Source organism: Streptomyces sp. G45 (genome assembly GCF_049542095.1).
Classification (GTDB): domain Bacteria; phylum Actinomycetota; class Actinomycetes; order Streptomycetales; family Streptomycetaceae; genus Streptomyces.
In genome coordinates, this window is sequence record NZ_JBMUZU010000001.1 from 7675174 (window position 1) to 7691156 (window position 15983).

The 15983-nt window shown below is 75.9% G+C and carries 12 protein-coding genes and 2 pseudogenes; 7 read left to right on the forward strand and 7 right to left on the reverse strand.

The genetic code is table 11. From position 1 onward, the window contains the following. Positions 1-92: 92 nt before the first annotated feature. Positions 93-1592 (forward strand): PLP-dependent aminotransferase family protein, encoded by a 1500-nt coding sequence (locus ACOBQU_RS32620; protein ID WP_423632132.1) that lies wholly within the window; start codon positions 93-95, stop codon positions 1590-1592. A 135-nt stretch (positions 1593-1727) separates the two neighbouring features. Here ACOBQU_RS32620 and ACOBQU_RS32625 read toward each other — a convergent pair. Both ACOBQU_RS32625 and ACOBQU_RS32630 read right to left on the reverse strand, forming a co-directional pair. Further along, positions 1728-3304: pseudogene (locus ACOBQU_RS32625) on the reverse strand (hypothetical protein). Positions 3305-3370: 66 nt separating this feature from the next. Continuing rightward, positions 3371-3565 (reverse strand): hypothetical protein, encoded by a 195-nt coding sequence (locus tag ACOBQU_RS32630; protein ID WP_030560547.1) that lies wholly within the window; start codon positions 3563-3565, stop codon positions 3371-3373. A 478-nt stretch (positions 3566-4043) separates the two neighbouring features. Between ACOBQU_RS32630 and ACOBQU_RS32635 the strand changes: the two genes are divergently transcribed. The 5 genes and pseudogenes from ACOBQU_RS32635 (at position 4044) to ACOBQU_RS32655 (ending at position 10211) form a co-directional block, all read left to right on the forward strand. Then, positions 4044-4436, forward strand: a complete 393-nt coding sequence (locus ACOBQU_RS32635; protein WP_423632135.1) for an ankyrin repeat domain-containing protein — start codon at positions 4044-4046, stop codon at positions 4434-4436. Positions 4437-4737: 301 nt separating this feature from the next. After that, entirely contained in the window at positions 4738-6156 is a 1419-nt protein-coding gene (locus ACOBQU_RS32640; RefSeq protein WP_423632137.1) for a HEAT repeat domain-containing protein, read from the forward strand. Positions 6157-6519: 363 nt separating this feature from the next. Further along, a pseudogene (locus ACOBQU_RS32645) lies at positions 6520-7643 on the forward strand (glycosyltransferase family 4 protein). A gap of 439 nt (positions 7644-8082) precedes the next feature. Continuing rightward, positions 8083-9357 carry a glycosyltransferase gene (locus ACOBQU_RS32650; protein ID WP_423632139.1) on the forward strand — a complete coding sequence of 425 codons (1275 nt, stop codon included), beginning with the start codon at positions 8083-8085 and terminating at the stop codon, positions 9355-9357. Continuing rightward, a complete protein-coding gene (locus tag ACOBQU_RS32655) occupies positions 9354-10211 on the forward strand; it encodes an SGNH/GDSL hydrolase family protein (protein WP_423632141.1) in 858 nt (285 codons plus the stop codon). Before ACOBQU_RS32650 ends, ACOBQU_RS32655 begins: the two co-directional genes overlap by 4 nt. A 213-nt stretch (positions 10212-10424) precedes the next feature. On the opposite strand, the gene ACOBQU_RS32660 is transcribed toward ACOBQU_RS32655, so the two are convergent. The 5 genes from ACOBQU_RS32660 to ACOBQU_RS32680 all read right to left on the reverse strand — a co-directional run bounded on the left by ACOBQU_RS32660 (position 10425) and on the right by ACOBQU_RS32680 (position 14856). After that, positions 10425-11291, reverse strand: a complete 867-nt coding sequence (locus tag ACOBQU_RS32660) for a biotin-dependent carboxyltransferase family protein (protein ID WP_423632143.1) — start codon at positions 11289-11291, stop codon at positions 10425-10427. Beyond that, the gene (locus ACOBQU_RS32665) at positions 11288-11911 is read right to left on the reverse strand and encodes a 5-oxoprolinase subunit B family protein (protein ID WP_423634858.1); all 624 of its coding nucleotides are present in this window, start codon (positions 11909-11911) and stop codon (positions 11288-11290) included. Before ACOBQU_RS32665 ends, ACOBQU_RS32660 begins: the two co-directional genes overlap by 4 nt. Positions 11912-11934: 23 nt before the next feature. Further along, positions 11935-12699: a LamB/YcsF family protein gene (locus ACOBQU_RS32670; RefSeq protein WP_423632145.1), complete on the reverse strand. Its 765-nt coding sequence runs from the start codon at positions 12697-12699 to the stop codon at positions 11935-11937. Positions 12700-12775: 76 nt separating this feature from the next. Next, entirely contained in the window at positions 12776-13558 is a 783-nt protein-coding gene (locus ACOBQU_RS32675; protein WP_423632147.1) for a putative hydro-lyase, read from the reverse strand. Beyond that, a complete protein-coding gene (locus ACOBQU_RS32680) occupies positions 13555-14856 on the reverse strand; it encodes an MFS transporter (protein WP_423632149.1) in 1302 nt (433 codons plus the stop codon). The genes ACOBQU_RS32675 and ACOBQU_RS32680 overlap by 4 nt, the downstream gene beginning before the upstream one ends. A 310-nt stretch (positions 14857-15166) precedes the next feature. Between ACOBQU_RS32680 and ACOBQU_RS32685 the strand changes: the two genes are divergently transcribed. Further along, the gene (locus tag ACOBQU_RS32685) at positions 15167-15871 is read left to right on the forward strand and encodes a GntR family transcriptional regulator (RefSeq protein WP_423632151.1); all 705 of its coding nucleotides are present in this window, start codon (positions 15167-15169) and stop codon (positions 15869-15871) included. Positions 15872-15983: the final 112 nt, after the last annotated feature.

Genomic DNA, 15983 nt, shown 5'->3' on the forward strand with positions numbered 1-15983 from the left:
CCCCCAGTGGTGGTAGTGGACTGACGCATGACACTCTGTGGCTTGGCGTACGACGCCAACCATGGCCAATTCGATGAAGGTGGACTGGGATCATGGCTCAGTGGACATCGGCGGTGGGATCGGCCCAGCTCGCCCGGCTGCTCACCTCCCAGCAGCCGCGCCCCGCGGGCCCGGGCACCCGCCGCCCGCCCGCCTACCGCGCCCTCGCCGACGGCATCCGGCTGCTCGTCCTGGAAGGACGCGTCCCGGTGGCCGCCCGCCTGCCCGCCGAGCGGGAGCTGGCCGTCGCGCTGTCCGTGAGCCGCACCACCGTCGCCGCCGCCTACGAGGCGCTGCGCGCCGAGGGGTTCCTGGAGTCACGCAGGGGAGCGGGCAGCTGGACGGCCGTACCGGCGGGCAACCCCCTGCCCGCGCGGGGCCTGGAGCCCCTGCCGCCCGAGGCGCTCGGCTCCATGATCGACCTGGGCTGCGCGGCCCTGCCCGCACCCGAGCCCTGGCTCACCCGCTCCGTCCAGGGCGCCCTCGAAGAGCTGCCCCCGTACGCCCACACCCACGGCGACTACCCCGCGGGCCTGCCCGCCCTGCGCGCCATGCTCGCCGAGCGCTACACGGCGCGGGGCATACCGACCATGCCCGAGCAGATCATGGTCACCACCGGCGCGATGGGCGCCATCGACGCCATCTGCCACCTCTTCGCGGGCCGCGGCGAGCGCATCGCCGTCGAGTCGCCGTCGTACGCCAACATCCTCCAGCTCATGCGCGAGGCGGGCGCGCGCCTGGTGCCCGTGGCCATGTCCGAGGGGCTCGGCGGCTGGGACCTGGAGCGCTGGCGGCAGGTGCTGCGCGACGCGGCGCCACGCCTCGCCTACGTAGTGGCCGACTTCCACAACCCGACCGGTGCCCTCGCCGACGAGGACCAGCGCCGGGGGCTCGTCGACGCCGCCCGCTCCGCCGGAACCGTCCTCGTCGTCGACGAGACCATGAGCGAGCTGCGCCTGGACGACGACGTGGACATGCCGCGCCCGGTCTGCGGCTTCGACCCCGCGGGCGCCACCGTCATCACCGTCGGCTCGGCGAGCAAGGCCTTCTGGGCGGGCATGCGCATCGGCTGGGTGCGCGCCGCGCCCGACGTGATCCGCAGCCTGGTGGCCGCCCGCGCGTACGCCGACCTCGGCACCCCCGTCCTGGAGCAGCTGGCCGTCAACTGGCTGCTCAACACCGGCGGCTGGCGCGAGGCCGTCGACGTCCGCAGGGCCCAGGCCCGCGACAACCGCGACGCCCTGGTCGCCGCCGTCCGCAGGGAGCTGCCCCACTGGGAGTTCGAGGTGCCGCGCGGCGGCCTGACCCTGTGGGTGCGCACCGGCGGCCTGTCCGGCTCGCGCCTCGCCGAGGTCGGCGAGCGCGTCGGCGTCCGGGTGCCGTCCGGGCCCCGCTTCGGCGTGGACGGCGCCTTCGAAGGCTATGTGCGGCTGCCGTTCACGGTCGGCGGGGCCGTCGCCGACGAGGCAGCCGTGCGGCTCGCGGCGGCGGCGCGCCTCGTTGAGTCGGGGGCGGGCGCCGGGGTGCAGTCGACGCATTCGTTCGTGGCCTGAGGGCGTGCGCCGCGCGGCGCACGCCCGTGGCGTGCCGTGTGGGTGCGCGTGGCGCGCTGTGCGGGGACGTCTGGTGCCGTACGGGGGTGGGCGGCGTGCTGTGCGGGCCCGTGGGGTGCCGTACGGGGGCGGGTGTCACCCTTCGGCGACCGCCGCTTCCTCGCTGAGCTCCGGCGCCCCCGCGAGGGGGCCGTCGGCCGGGTTCGAGCGCTCCGGGAGCAGGTCGAGGACCGCTCGGCGGTGCGCCTCGCTCGTCGCGTCGTCGTACGGGTCCGGGGTCGCTGGGACCTGGAGGCGGAGCACCGGGCCCGCGCCGAGCCGGGCGTAGCCGCGGCCTGGGGGCAGGTCCGCCGTGGGGGCCGTGGGTGGCGCGGCTGGCTGGGCGCCCAGGACCGCGTCCAGTTGGTCGGGCGTGGCCGGGCCGAGGACGACCCGGGCGCGGGTGTGCTGGCGCACGGTGTCGCTGAGGGTGTCCAGGGCGTCGAACTGCTCGGCGACGACGACGGTGACGCCCGCGGCGCGTCCGTGCCGCAGCGGCACGGACAGCAGCGACTGCGGGTCGCGGTGCCCGTCGGCGGCGGCCAGGTGGCCGAGAGTGCCGGGGCGGTCGAGCAGGATCCACAGGGGGCGTCTGATGTCGTCGGGCGGCGGGTGGCCCGCCTGCCGGGCGCGGTTCGCCGCGATCAGGCGCCGCTCCGTCTCATGGGCGGCCCACTCCAGGCTGGTCAGCGCTCCGGAGAGCCCGCACTCCACCCCCAGGACGCCGTCGCGCCCGGTGAGGCACGCGTGGTCGCCGGTGCCGCTGCCCTCGATGACGAGGACGTCCCCGTGGCGCAGGGCCTGGAGGGCGAGGGAGCGCAGCAGGGTCGTGGTGCCGCTGCCGGGCTGGCCGAGGACCAGCAGGTGCGGCTCGGTCGAGCGGGGGCCGGTGCGCCACACCACGGGGGGCACGTCGCGCTGCTCCTCGCCGTCGGTCACCGGCAGCGTGCGCTGGACGGCGGTGGGGTCGGTGAAGCCGAGCACGGTCTCGCCAGGGGAGGTGACGAACCGCTGGGCGGCGATGTCGGTGGGCAGCGGGGGAGCAGCGTCACCGTGAGCGCGTTGCCCTCCTCGTCCCACGCGAAGTGGTACTCGCGGCCGCGCCCCGACTTGGCGTGCAGCAACTGCTCGATGCGCGCGCGGGACGCTGGCTCGCCGTCGGTGAAGTACGCGGGGTAGCGCACCACCAGATGGGAGACCCGGCCCGTGTCGTCGAACTCGTACGCGGGAAAGGCCTGCTCCCAGTCGCCGCCGTGGGCGAAGAGCGGGCTCGGGTCCTCCGGCACGGAGAAGTACGGAACCAGCGCCTCGTAGAGGGACCTCAGGCGCTGGACCTGGTCGTCGTCCGGGCCGGTGGGCTCCGGCGCGGGGCGCTCCCGGCCGGTCCAGGCCGCCGCCGCCATCAGGCTGATGACGGCGAGCAGCGGACCGTACGGAATGAGGGCGACGACGAGGATCACGGACGCCACCAGGAACAGCAGCGGGCCGCGGCGGTCCTTGGGGGTCGCCGCCCACTTGCGCCGCCCGGCTCCGGCGAGGCGGCGCAGTCCGCGGGTGATCGTGATGAGCGGATGGAGGACGTCGGTGGCGCTGTCCGCGGCCGACCGGGCCAGCTCACGGCTGCGGGTGAGGTGCTCCCGGCCCCGGGCGATCTGGGCCGTGCCGGTGCTCAGGATGCGGGGAGGGGGCGCCGGGCCACGTCGGTCTCCTGGTGGTGAGGGGTCGGCGGTCGGCGACCGTCAGAACTTGATCCCGCCGAGCAGGCTCGCGAGGCTCGCGCTGCCCGCCTTGATGCTCGGCGCGATGGCGGTGCCCGCGAGGAAGAAGCCGAAGAGGGCGCAGACCAGCGCGTGGGACGCCTTCAGCCCGTCCTTGCGGAAGAAGAGGAAGACGATGATGCCGAGCAGCACGACACCGGAGATGGACAGGACCATGGGAGTTTCTCCTGATCGAGGGGGACAGTCACCATCAGTACTTCCAGGCTCACAGCATGTATCCATATGGAATGAGGTGCAAATGGGGGAAATCCCCGATATTTCCCCTAATGGCTCCGCGTGTCCGGGCTGACGGCGGCGGGGTGTCTGGGTGGCAGCGGTGACAGCAGTGACGGCGGCGGTGGCGGGGTGACGGCCGGGGCGGGGTGGCGGTCGTGACGGCGTGCCGGGCTGGCGGCCGCGGGAGTGGCCGAGACGGTGGCAGGGGGGCGGAGGGGCCCGTTCCGCCCGGTGTGGGCTTCGCCGTGCACGCGGTCGGTCAGGTGCCGTGACGGGCAGTACCCTGTCGGTTCACTCGTACGGCCGCAGTACGGAGCGGCGGCGGGACGGCACGGCCCTCCGTAGGGCACGGGTCACTGAGCGGCACGAACCACCGGACAGCACGGTCCACCAAGCAGCGCGAAAGGCGGTCAGCACGATGAGCGAAGCCCCCGACCCCGAGGTCGTGGAGCTGGCGGGCAGGATCTTCGACCTGGCGCGCACCGGCGACGCCCAGGCGCTCGCCGCGTACGTCGACGCGGGCGTCTCCGCGGACCTCACCAACGACAACGGGGACACGCTCGTCATGCTGGCCGCCTACCACGGGCACGCGGCCGCCGTCCGCGCCCTCCTAGAGCGCGGCGCCGACGCGAACCGGGCCAACGACAAGGGCCAGACGCCGCTCGCGGGAGCCGTCTTCAAGGGCGCCGACGACGTGGTCCGGGCCCTGCTCGACGGAGGCGCCGATCCGGCCGCGGGGCAGCCGTCGGCCATCGACACCGCCCGGATGTTCGGCAAGGCGGAGCTGCTCACGCTGTTCGGCGCCGCCTGAGCGGGGTAGCCGACCTGGTGCGACGGGGGCGCCGGAAATGTGGTCGCGGCGGGCGGAACCGCTGGGTCATCATGACGACGTGATTCACGGACGCGACGTCGGGGCAGAAGTTGCCGCAGCGCACGGCCGTGAGCGGCTCGGCCCCGGACCTGGCGTCCGGGATCCCCCGAGCCATCGACGAGAGGCAGAGGAAAATGGTCTTCAGCAAGCAAGAGACGGCGGGCGGCCCGACGTGTTGGCGCACGGCCAGGTAGTTGAGATCCCCGGTTGCGTCGACGCTTGATGTGAGGCTGTGTTTCCCATGTTCGAACCGGTCATAGCGCCCAGTGGCACGCTGCTCGGCCTGCTCCAGCGGGGCCGCGGCGACGGCACGCTGCACGCGCTCACCGCACCCCGGCCCGAGGCGCTCTCCGCCCTCGACCACTGCGTGCTGAACGACCCGCGGCACGACTGGCAGGTGGAGAACCGCTCGCTGTACTACGCCCGCCTGTACCTGGACCTGAACGGCGACCTCGACGCCATCGAGCGCCACCTCTTCGACCCCGAGGACGCCCTGGTCACGGAGGACTGCCGCACCGGTCTCGCGCTCTCCGTCCTCGGCCACCTCGCGTCCTACGACCGCCTCGACGCCCTGCGGCTGCTGCGCAGGTACGCCGCGTCCGGAGCGAACTGGGCCTGGGCCCTGGACGAGCTGGCGCTGCGCGACGACGACGCGGGCCTGCGGGACCTCGCGGCCCCCGTGCTCGCCCGGTTCCCCGACGACCCCGAGGGCGAGGCCGCCCTGGCCGCCGCCGTGCGGGACGCCTTCGAACCCCGGCCCTGGCGACTGTGGGCCGACGACCCGCGCCCCGGCGTCGGAGCCCGGGTGCGGGCCGCCCGCGAGCGCGGCTCCTTCGACCGCTGGCAGCGCCAGATGGAGCCATCCGGGCCGCGCCCCGGCTGGAGCGTGGCGGCCGTGCTCGCCTGGGCCCAGGAAGGCCTGGAGCGCGGCGCCGCCCTGCACGTGCCCGCCGCCCGCTGCCTGGGCGCCGTCGCCGGACCCGAGGACCGCCCCGAGATCGTCGCCGCCGCCCGGCACGGCGCCGACGGAGCCCGCGGCACGGCCCTGCGCTACCTGGCCGACACCCACGACCCCGACGCGCTCGACCTCATCGAAGAGGCGGCGCAGAGCCCGTCCCCCGCCGTCGTGGACGTCGCGGCCGAGACCTTCGAGCGGATGCGCTCCGTCGCCGCCGTCGAGCGGGCCCGCCAGTGGGCCGGGCGCCCCGACGCCCTCGGAGCCGCCGCCGGGCGCGTCCTCGCCTGCCGCGGCGGCGCCCAGGACAGCGCCCTGGTCCTCGCCGCGCTACGGGAGGCGGTGCGCGGCGCCGGACCGGACGCGCCCGCCCTGTGGCCGCTCGTCGACGGCGCGGGACGCCTCGGCATCGCCTGCGCGGCCCCCGTCCTGCGCCACGTCTACCGCGAGACCGCCTCCTCCCACCTCCGCGGCCGCGCCGCCCGCGCGCTCGCCGCCACGGACCCCTCCTTCGCCTCCGGCTTCGCCGTCGAGTGCCTCTGGGACTGCGAGGAGTCCACCCGCGAGGTCGCCGCCCGCCACGCCGAGACCGGCGACGCCCGCGTCGTCGCCCAACTGCGCAGGCTCGCCGCCGACCCCGCCGAGGAGGACGACGTGCAGTCGGCGGTGCGGAACCGGATCGGGCCGGACGCGCCAGCGGTGTGAGGCCGCGGGGGCGGGGCGGTGTGCCCGTCGGCCTGAACGCCGACAGAGCTCTCGTGTCCCTCGTGCCCGCTGTGGTGCCCCTCGTGCGCCCGCCGTGGCCGCCGGGTGGCGGTGCGGCGGGCGCACGCCCGCAGCGGGCGATGGCGGGCGGCGGCAGGCGCGGAGGGAGCGGTGAGCGGTCCGACGGCGTACGGCGATGGGAGCAGGCCCAGCGGCGGCAAGCGGCCCGGCGCGTGCGCCCCGGCTCCGTACGGCGGCACCGCTGCGTACGGCGGCACCGCGGAGCGCAACGCTCATGGGACGTTCCTCGTCTCGAAAGATCCACGTTGACGTGGGCACGCCCCGTCTGACGACAACAGCGGTATGCGTGTCGTCATCGTCACCGAATCCTTCCCGCCGGACGTCAACGGCGTGTCGCACTGCGCCCTGCAGACCGCGCGACAGCTCGTGGCCCGGGGCCATGACCCCCTCGTCGTCGCCCCCGCCACCGGGGCCGGTACCGGGTCCGGCGACGAGGCGCCCTGCCCCGTCGTCCGCGTCCCCTCACTGCCGCTGCCCGGCTACCCCCAGGTCAGGGTGGCCCTGCCGAGCCGCCGCCTGGCCGGGGCGCTGAACGCCCACCGGGCCGAACTCGTCCATCTGGCCAGCCCGTTCGTGCTCGGCGTGCGGGGCATGGCCGCCGCCGCGCGCCAGCGCATCCCCACCGTCGCCGTCTACCAGACCGACCTCGGCGGCTACGCGCGCACGTACATGGGCATCGGCGAGGCCGCCGCCTGGCGGCGCATCCGGGCCGTGCACGCCGCCGCCGACCGCACCCTCGCGCCGTCCACCGCCGCGCTCACCGACCTGGTGGCGCACGGCGTGCCCCGGGTGCGGCTGTGGCCGCGCGGCGTCGACACGCGGCGGTTCCGGCCGGAACTGCGGGATCCGGAGGTACGCCGCGCGCTCGCCCCGGACGGCGAGCTGATCGTCGGCTACGTCGGCCGCCTCGCTCCGGAGAAGCACGTCGAGCTGCTGTCGGAAGTGTGCGGGCTCGACGGGGTGCGGGTGGTCGTCGTCGGGGACGGGCCGAGCGACGGCGCCCTGCGGATGGCGCTGCCCGGCGCCCGGTTGCTCGGCCGCCGCACCGGGGACGAACTCGCCCGGATCTTCGCCTCCTTGGACGTCTTCGTGCACACCGGCCCCCTGGAGACGTTCTGCCAGACCGTGCAGGAAGCCATGGCCAGCGGTGTGCCGGTGGTCGCGCCCGCCGTCGGCGGCCCGCTGGACCTCGTGGTGCCCGGGCGCACCGGCAGCCTCGTCCCCCGGGTGACGCCGCCGCCCTACGGGACGCCGTCTGGGCGATGGCCGCCGACCCGGGCCTGCGGGCGGCGTACGGGGCCGCCGGACGCGCCGCCGTCGAGGACCGCACCTGGGACGCCGTGGGGGAGCAACTCATCGGCCACTACGAAGAGGTGCTCGCCGAGCGGACGGCGGTGGCCGCATGACACGGGAGACGCAGCGCGGGGGCGTGGTGCCCTGGGGCACGGGAGGCGTCGGACGGCTGTGGCGACCGCGGGAGGCGGAGGCGGGCGCGCGCGGCGTGGAGCCGAGCCCCGGGGCGGGCGTCGCCCCTGTGACGGGGCCCCTGGGAGCGGGCCCGGTGGCGGACGGCACGGAGGGCGAAGGGGCGCCGCCTGGCGTCGAGCTGAGCGCGGTGGTACGTGACGTGGCGGACGGCGGGGAACGGGCGCCCCGGAGGCGGGCCCGGCGGCCCGGCACCCGGCGCTGGCGCCCGCCCCCGCACGGCAGCGGACGGCCTGGCGCGCCGGGCCGCTCAGGGGTGCCCGGAACGCGGGCCCGTCGGGGGCCGCCGGGCAGGGCACCGGCGTGCCGCGGAGCGCGCGGGACAGGGGCGCGCTGCGGGCCCTAGGGGGCACCGGTCCCTTGCGGGCCGTACGGGACACCGGTCCCCTGCGGGCCGTACGGGACACCGGCCCGCTGCGGATCGTGCGGCTCGCCAACTTCGTCACGCCTTCGTCGGGCGGCCTGCGCACCGCGCTGCGGGAACTCGGGCGCGGCTATCTGGCCGCCGGACACGAGCCCGTCCTGATCGTGCCCGGCGAGCGGGCCGGGGTGCGCGACACCGAGCAGGGGCGCATCGTGACCCTGCCAGGCCCCGTCGTACCGGGCACCGGCGGCTACCGCGTCCTCACCGACCGGCGCGCCCTGACCCGCCTCCTGGAGCGCATCGCGCCCGACCGCCTCGAAGTGTCCGACCGCACCACCCTGCGCTGGACCGGCGCGTGGGCGCGGCACGCCCGGATCCCGGCGGTGATGGTCTCCCACGAAGGGGCGGACGCTGTCCTGCGCACCTGGGGGCTGCCGCCGGACCTGGCACGGCGCGCCGCGGACGCGCTCAACACCCGTACCGCGCACGCCTACGCGCGGGTCGTGTGCACCACCGCTTGGGCGGAGCGCGAGTTCCTGCGGATTGGCGCGGCCAACGTCGTCCGCGCCCCCTTGGGCGTCGACCTGCGCGACCGGCACCCCGGGCTCCGCGACCCGCGCGTGCGCGACCGGTACGCGCGGGACACGGACGTCCTCCTCCTGATGTGCTCCCGCCTCTCCGTAGAGAAGCGGCCCGGCACGGCACTCGACGCGCTGGCGGCGCTGCGTGCGCGCGGTGTGCCCGCGGTGCTAGTCGTCGCCGGGGATGGGCCACTGCGGGGACGGCTCGAACAGCGGGCGTGGGAGCGGCGGTTGCCCGTGAGGTTCCTGGGACACGTCGCGGACCGGGCGGCGCTCGGCGCCCTCCAGGCCACCGCCGACGTGTGCCTGGCCCCCGGGCCCTGCGAGACGTTCGGGCTCGCCGCCCTCGAAGCGCTGGCGTGCGGCACGCCTGTGGTGGCCAGCGCCTCCTCCGCGCTGCCGGAGGTCGTCGGCGGCGCGGGCGCGGTGGCCGCCGACGCTCCGGAGGCCTTCGCGGACGCCGTCCAGACCGTGCTGGCCAGGCCCGAGGCGGCGCGCCGCCGGGCGGCACGCCTGCGGGCGGAGCGCTTCGGCTGGGACACGGCGGTGGCGGCGTTCCTGGCCGCGCACGACGTGCCGCCGGGCGCGGTGCCCGCAGGTGGCGGCGCGGGGCCCCTCTCCGAAGCGCCGGGCGGCGACAGCGGGCGCCGGGCCCCGGACGCCGCCAGGCGGCACGGTGGTGGCGGATGACCACCCTCACCTACGTGGCGCTCGGCGACTCGCTCACCGCCGGGGTCGGGGACCGCGTGGCGGGCGGGTGGCGGGGCTGGGCCGCGCTGCTCGCCGCCTCCCTCGGGGCGCCCGGCCACCGTGTGCGGTTCCACAACCTGGCGGCCAACGGCGCCCAGACCCACGACGTCCTGCGCCACCAGGCACCCGCCGCCCTCGCCCTGCGGCCCGACCTCGCGTCCGTCGTCGTCGGCGTCAACGACACGCTGCGCCGCACCTTCGACCTCCACGCCGTCGCCGCGCGCCTCGACGAGGTCTACGGAGCGCTGCGGGCGGGCGGCGCGGTGCTGCTCACCGCCTGCCTGCCCGACCCCGGGGCGATGCTCGGGCTCCCGGGCCCGCTGCGCCGCCCGCTGGCCCGGCGGCAGCGCGGCGTCAACACGGTCGTCCACGCCCTGTCCGCACGGCACGGCGCCCTGCACCTGCATGTCGCGGGCGAGGAGTGGGTCCGCGACCGCGCCCTGTGGAGCGTGGACCGGCTGCACCCAGGAGAGCGGGGGCACCGGGTGCTGGCCGCGCGCTTCCACGCCCTCCTCGCCGCCGAGGGCCTCGCGTCCGGGCCCGCGCCCGGCCACGCCCCCGAGGAGCCAGGACCCACCCCCACGGAGAGCCTGTGGTGGCTGGCCACGGCGGGCACCGGATGGGTCGCCCGCCGCTGCACCGACCTGCTGCCCCAGCTGGTCGGCCTCGCGGCTACGGAGGTACGGCACTGGGTGTGCGGCACGAGCGGCGGCCTGGACGCGCGGGCCGCACGGGCGGCCGCGGTGGCGCTGGACGGGGCGACGGCCGCGGAGCGGCACGCGGAGGCGGCGTGAGCGGCCACTGGGCGGCGCTGGGGGCCGCGCTGGGGGGATGTGGGGGGCGCCGGTCCGGCGCTACGGGGAGCCGTGCCGACTGAGCGCGCTCAGAGCCGTACCATCCCAGCGCGTCGGGTGCCGTACCGGTCCGGCCCGACACGTGCCGTACCAGTCCGGCCCGACAGGTGCCGTACGCCCTCACCGGCACCGGCCGACCCGGCGCGCGTCACGTCAGCGCCACGCCGCCACGAACCGCACCGGCGTCCCCGGAGCCGCCTGTGCCGCCGCCGCGAGGTCCGACCGGCGCACCACCCCCACCACGGGGTAGCCGCCGGTGGTCGGGTGGTCGGCGAGGAACACCACGGGCCTGCCGTCCGGCGGCACTTGGACCGCGCCCCGCACCATCCCCTCGCTGGGCAGCTCACCGTGCACGGCCCGCTCCAGGGGCGGGCCCTCCGTGCGCAGCCCGATGCGGTTGCTGGCCGCCGACACCCGGTACGCGCGCGTGGTGAGGGTGCGCAGGGCGGCGCCGGTGAACCAGTCCACGCGGGGGCCCGGCGCGAGGCGCAGCACCAACTCGTGCGGGGGCGCGGGCTGCGGCACCACGTCCACGCGCGCGGGACCGGCCGGTGGCTCGCCGAGCGGCAGCACGGCACCGTCCACCAGGGGCGGCGGCCCCAACCCGGAGAGCAGGTCGGTGGAGCGGCTGCCGAGCACCGGGTCGACGGCCACGCCGCCGCCGAGCGCGACGTAGCTGCGTACGCCCCAGGTGGCGGCACCCACCTCCAGGAGGGCCCCGGCAGGCACCCGTACCGCCGCTCCCCAGGCGACGGGCCGCCCGGCCACCGTCACCGGGCACGGGGCTCCGCCCACGGCGACAGTGACCGGGCAACGCGGCCGCAGGGCGCAGCCGTTGAGGGTGGTCTCCAGGACGGCCGCGTCTTCGGAGTTGCCGACGAGGCGGTTCACCAGGGCGGCGGCGGGCCGGTCCAGCGCGCCGGAGTGGGGCACCCCGAGGTGCGCGTGGCCCAGCCGCCCCTCGTCCTGCACGGTGGTCAGCGCCCCGGCCCGTACGACGGCGACGGCACGGTCGGTCATCGGGCCTCCGGAACGAAGCGGACCCGGGCGCCCGGGGCGAGGAGCGCCGCCGGTACGCGTGCGTGGTCCCACAGCACCGCCTCCGTAGAGCCGATCAACTGCCAGCCGCCGGGCGACGGGCGCGGATACACGCCGGTGTACGGCCCGGCGAGGCCGACGGAGCCCGCGGGCACGGTCGTGCGGGGCGTGGCCCTGCGCGGCACGTCCGGCAGGCCGTCGAGGCCCGTCAGATAGGCGAAGCCGGGAGCGAACCCGCAGAAGGCGACGCGGAACTCGGCCGCCGCGTGCACCTCCGGCACCTCCCGCGCGCTCACCCCCCACAGGGCCGCGACCTCCTCCAAGTCCGGGCCGTCGTAGCGCACCGGGATCTCCAGGACGTCCTCGGCGCGCGGCGGCAGCGGCGGGATCTCCCAGGAGCGCAGGCGCGCGGCGAGCCGCCGCGCTTCGTCGGGGCCGCGGAGGCCGTCCAGGAGCACCGTGCGGGCCGCTGGCACGATCTCGCGGACCGCCAGCTCGCCGTCCGCGCGGCGGCGCAGCAGCTCGGCGTGCAGGGCCGCGGCGGCCGCCCCGTCGGCCAGCTCGACGAGCAGCGCCCGGTCGCCCATGGGCAGCACCTTCAGAGGCGGACGCTCGGTGGAGACGCTCACGCGAACGCCTCCACCCGCACGCCCGCCGCCTCCAGGCGCGCGCGGACCTGACGGGCGAGGTCCACCGCCCCTGGGGTGTCGCCGTGCAGGCACAGGGATCGCGCGCGGACTGCGATCCGCTCTCCGGAGTGGCTGACCACGCTGCCGTGCCGGGCGAGCCCCACGGACCGCTCGGCGACGCGGTCGGCCTCCGTGATCACCGCGCCCTCGGTGCCGCGCGGCACCAGCGTGCCCTCGTCGGTGTAGGCGCGGTCCGCGAACGCCTCGGTGACCACGGGGAGCCCGGCCTTCTCCGCCGCCTCCAGGAGACGTGATCCGGGCAGGCCGAGCACGGGGAGATGGTCGTCGGCGAGGAGCACGCCGTCGACGACGGCACCGGCCTGTTCGCCGTCGTGGACCACCCGGTTGTACAGCGCCCCGTGCGGCTTCACGTACGCCACGCGGGTGCCCGCCGCGCGCGCGAACACCTCGAGGGCCCCGATCTGGTACGCCACTTCGGCCGCCAGCTCGTCGGGCGGCACGTCCATCGCGCGCCGCCCGAAGCCCGCCAGATCGCGGTAGGAGACCTGGGCGCCGATCCGTACGCCCCGCTCGGCCGCGCGCTCGCACACACGCCGCATGGTGGCCGCGTCGCCCGCGTGGAAGCCGCATGCCACGTTGGCGCTGGTGACCACGGAGAGCAGCTCCTCGTCTTCGGTGAGCCGCCAGCGGCCGAAGCCCTCGCCGAGGTCGGCGTTCAGGTCGATCGAGGCCCAGGTCATGTACGTGTCGCTCCCGTGTCCTTGCCGGGCCCGCCCTGGGGCCCGTGGTGCCGGTCAGTCGCTGGTGGGGTGTCGGTCAGGCCACGCGGTACTGCTCGTCGCGGGCGTCGGTGATGAACATCAGGCCCGGCGCGTGCGTGAGCGCGAACGGCGGCCGCGAGGCCATCACGGCGGCCTGCGGTGTCACCCCGCACGCCCAGAACACCGGGATGTCGTCGGGCTCGACGGCCACCGGGTCGCCGAAGTCGGGTGCCCCGAGGTCGGCGATGCCGAGCCCGGCGGGGTCACCGCAGTGCACCGGGGAGCCGTGCACCGCGGGCAGCAGGGAACTCTCCCGGATCGCCGCCTGGAGGTGCCGCGGCGGCACCGGGCGCATCGACACCACCAAGGGGCCGCGCAGCCGCCCCGCGGGGCGGCACTGGCGGTCGGTGACGTACATGGAGACATTGCGGCCCTGCTCCACGTGGCGCAGCGGCACCCCCGCGGCGGACAGCGCCCACTCGAAGGTGAAGCTGCACCCGATGAGGAAGGACACCAGGTCGTCCCGCCAGTGCGCGCGGACGTCCGTGGGCTCGTCGACCAGCTCGCCGTGCTCCCACACCCGGTAGCGCGGCAGGTCCGTGCGCAGGTCGGCGCCCGGGGCGAGCGGCGTGGTCCAGGAGCCCGCGTCGGTGACGTCCAGGACGGGGCACGGCTTGGGGTTGCGCTGGCAGAACAGCAGCATGTCGTACGCCCAGTCGGCGGGCACGGAGATCAGGTTGGCCTGGGTGTGCCCCGCGGCCCAGCCCGCGGTCGGCGCGCTCAGACCGTCCCGGAAGCGGGCACGGGCGTCCTGAGGGCTCAGGGCGAGGGTGTTCACACGAGCTCCTTCCCCCGCGTCTCCGGAAGGCCGAAGAGGGCGACCACGGCGAGCGCGTAACCGAACGCTCCGAAGATCAGGGCGCCGCCCACGCCCCAACTGTCCGCGAGGAACCCGACGGTGGTGGGGAAGACCGCCCCCACAGCGCGGCCGGTGTTGTACGTGAACCCCTGCCCCGTACCGCGTACGGCGGCCGGGTACAGCTCGCTCAGGAAGGACCCGAAGCCGCTGAAGATGGCCGACATGCAGAAGCCCAGGGGGAAGCCGAGCACCAGGAGCAGGCCGTTCGCGCCGTCCGGGATGTTCGTGTACGCGGCGATGCAGGCCGCCGACAGGAAGGCGAACAGGGTGATGTTCCGCTTGCGGCCCAGCTTGTCGGTGAGGTAGCCGCCCGCCAGGTAGCCGATGAACGCTCCGGAGATCAGGAACGTGAGGTAGCCGCCGGTGCCGACGACCGTCAGGTCGCGGTCGTCCTTGAGGTAGGTGGGCACCCAGGTGGCGAGCGTGTAGTAGCCGCCCTGCACTCCGGTGGAGAGCAGCACCGCGAAGAGGGTGGTGCGCAGCAGGTCCGGTTTGAAGATGGCCGTGAACGACCCCTTCTCGGCGCTCTGCTCCCGTGCGGCCGTCGCTCCGGGGGCGTCGTGCACGTGGCGGCGTACGTAGATCACGAGCAGCGCGGGCAGCGCCCCGGTGAAGAACATCACGCGCCAGGCGACGTCGTCGTCGAGGAACTCGAACACCAGGGTGTAGACGAGCACGGCGAGTCCCCAGCCCACGGCCCAGGAGCTCTGGATCGCCCCCAGGGTGCGGCCCCGGTGCTTGGCGCTCGCGTACTCGGCGACCAGGATCGCGCCGACCGCCCACTCGCCGCCGAAGCCGAGCCCCTGGAGGGCGCGGAAGACCAGCAGCGTCTCGTAGTTGGGGGCGAAGCCGCACGCCACGGTGAACACCGCGTACGTGATGACCGTGATCATCAGGGCCTTCACGCGGCCGATGCGGTCCGCGACGATGCCCGCGAGGGCGCCGCCCACCGCGGAGACCACCAGGGTGACGGTGGTGAACAGGCCGGTCTGGCCGCTGTCCAGGTCGAAGTACGCCTTCAGGGCGACCATGCTCAGCGGCAGCGTGAAGTAGTCGTAGGAGTCGAGCGCGTACCCGCCGAAGGCTCCGGCGAAGGCGCGGCGGCCGCGGGGGCCCAGCGCGCGCAGCCAGCCGAACGCGCCGCCGTCTTCGGGGGTTCGGGCGTCGTCCCCCTTGTCGTCCAGCGATATCGGAGCGGGTGGTGGAGTCGTGCTCATGGGCACCTCGCAGAGGGGTTGGCGGTGCTGGAGGGCGCAGGTGGTGAGTGGTGCCGAGCGGTGCCGGGGCGGTCCGCGAGCGCCGCGGGTGCTGCTGACGGGCGACTGGGGGGCGAGTGAGGGCAACTGGCGGGCAGTTGACGGGCAGCTGACGGGCCGAGCATGGCGGCGTCCGGCGGGGGAGCGGGAGCCGCTTGCCGGACAACGTAGAGGATCGTTGAACGATCCCTCAATACCCATGTTGTCTCGTTCTTGGCTCTGCGGTTGAATCCGGGCATGGCCGACGGGGGCGGGAGGGCGAAGGTGGAGCATGGCTGAACTGACCGGTCTCGCCGACGACCGCGCGCTGCTGGGCCGCACCAGCACCGCGGAGCGGGTCGCGGACATCCTGCGGAGCCGTATCGCCGAGGGCTACTTCCCGCCCGGCTCGCGGCTGTCGGAGGACAGCATCGGCGGCGCGCTCGGCGTCTCGCGCAACACCCTGCGGGAGGCCTTCCGGCTGCTCACCCACGAGCGCCTGCTCGTGCACGAGCTGAACCGGGGCGTCTTCGTACGGGTCCTGACCGTCGACGACGTGGCGGACATCTACCGCGTCCGGCGCCTGGTCGAGTGCGCCGTCGTCCGCGAGCTGGGCGAGCCTCCGTACGCCGTGGACGCGCTCGCCGCGGCCGTCGCCGAGGGTCGCGCCTCCGCCCGCGCCCGCGACTGGAAGGGCGTCTCGACCGCCAACATCCACTTCCACCAGGAACTCGTCGCCCTCGCGGGCAGCGCCCGCACCGACGAGCTGATGCGCAGCGTCCTGGCCGAACTGCGCCTGGCCTTCCACGTGGTGGACGACCCGCGCCGCCTGCACGAGCCCTACCTCACCCGCAACCAGCAGATCCTCGCCGCCCTCCAGGACGGCGACCGCCCCGGCGCCGAGCGGCTGCTCGCCGTGTACCTGGACGACTCGCGGCGCGGCCTGGTGGACACCTACGCCCGGCGGATGGCGGAGGGCGGCCCCGGGACGGGCTGAGCGGCGACGGCGGGTCGAGCACCGGGACGGGCTGAGCGCCCGGAGCGGGCTGAGCGCCCGGAGGGGGCGAGCGCCGGGAGGGGGCGAGCGCCGGGAGCGGGCCCGGCGCGGG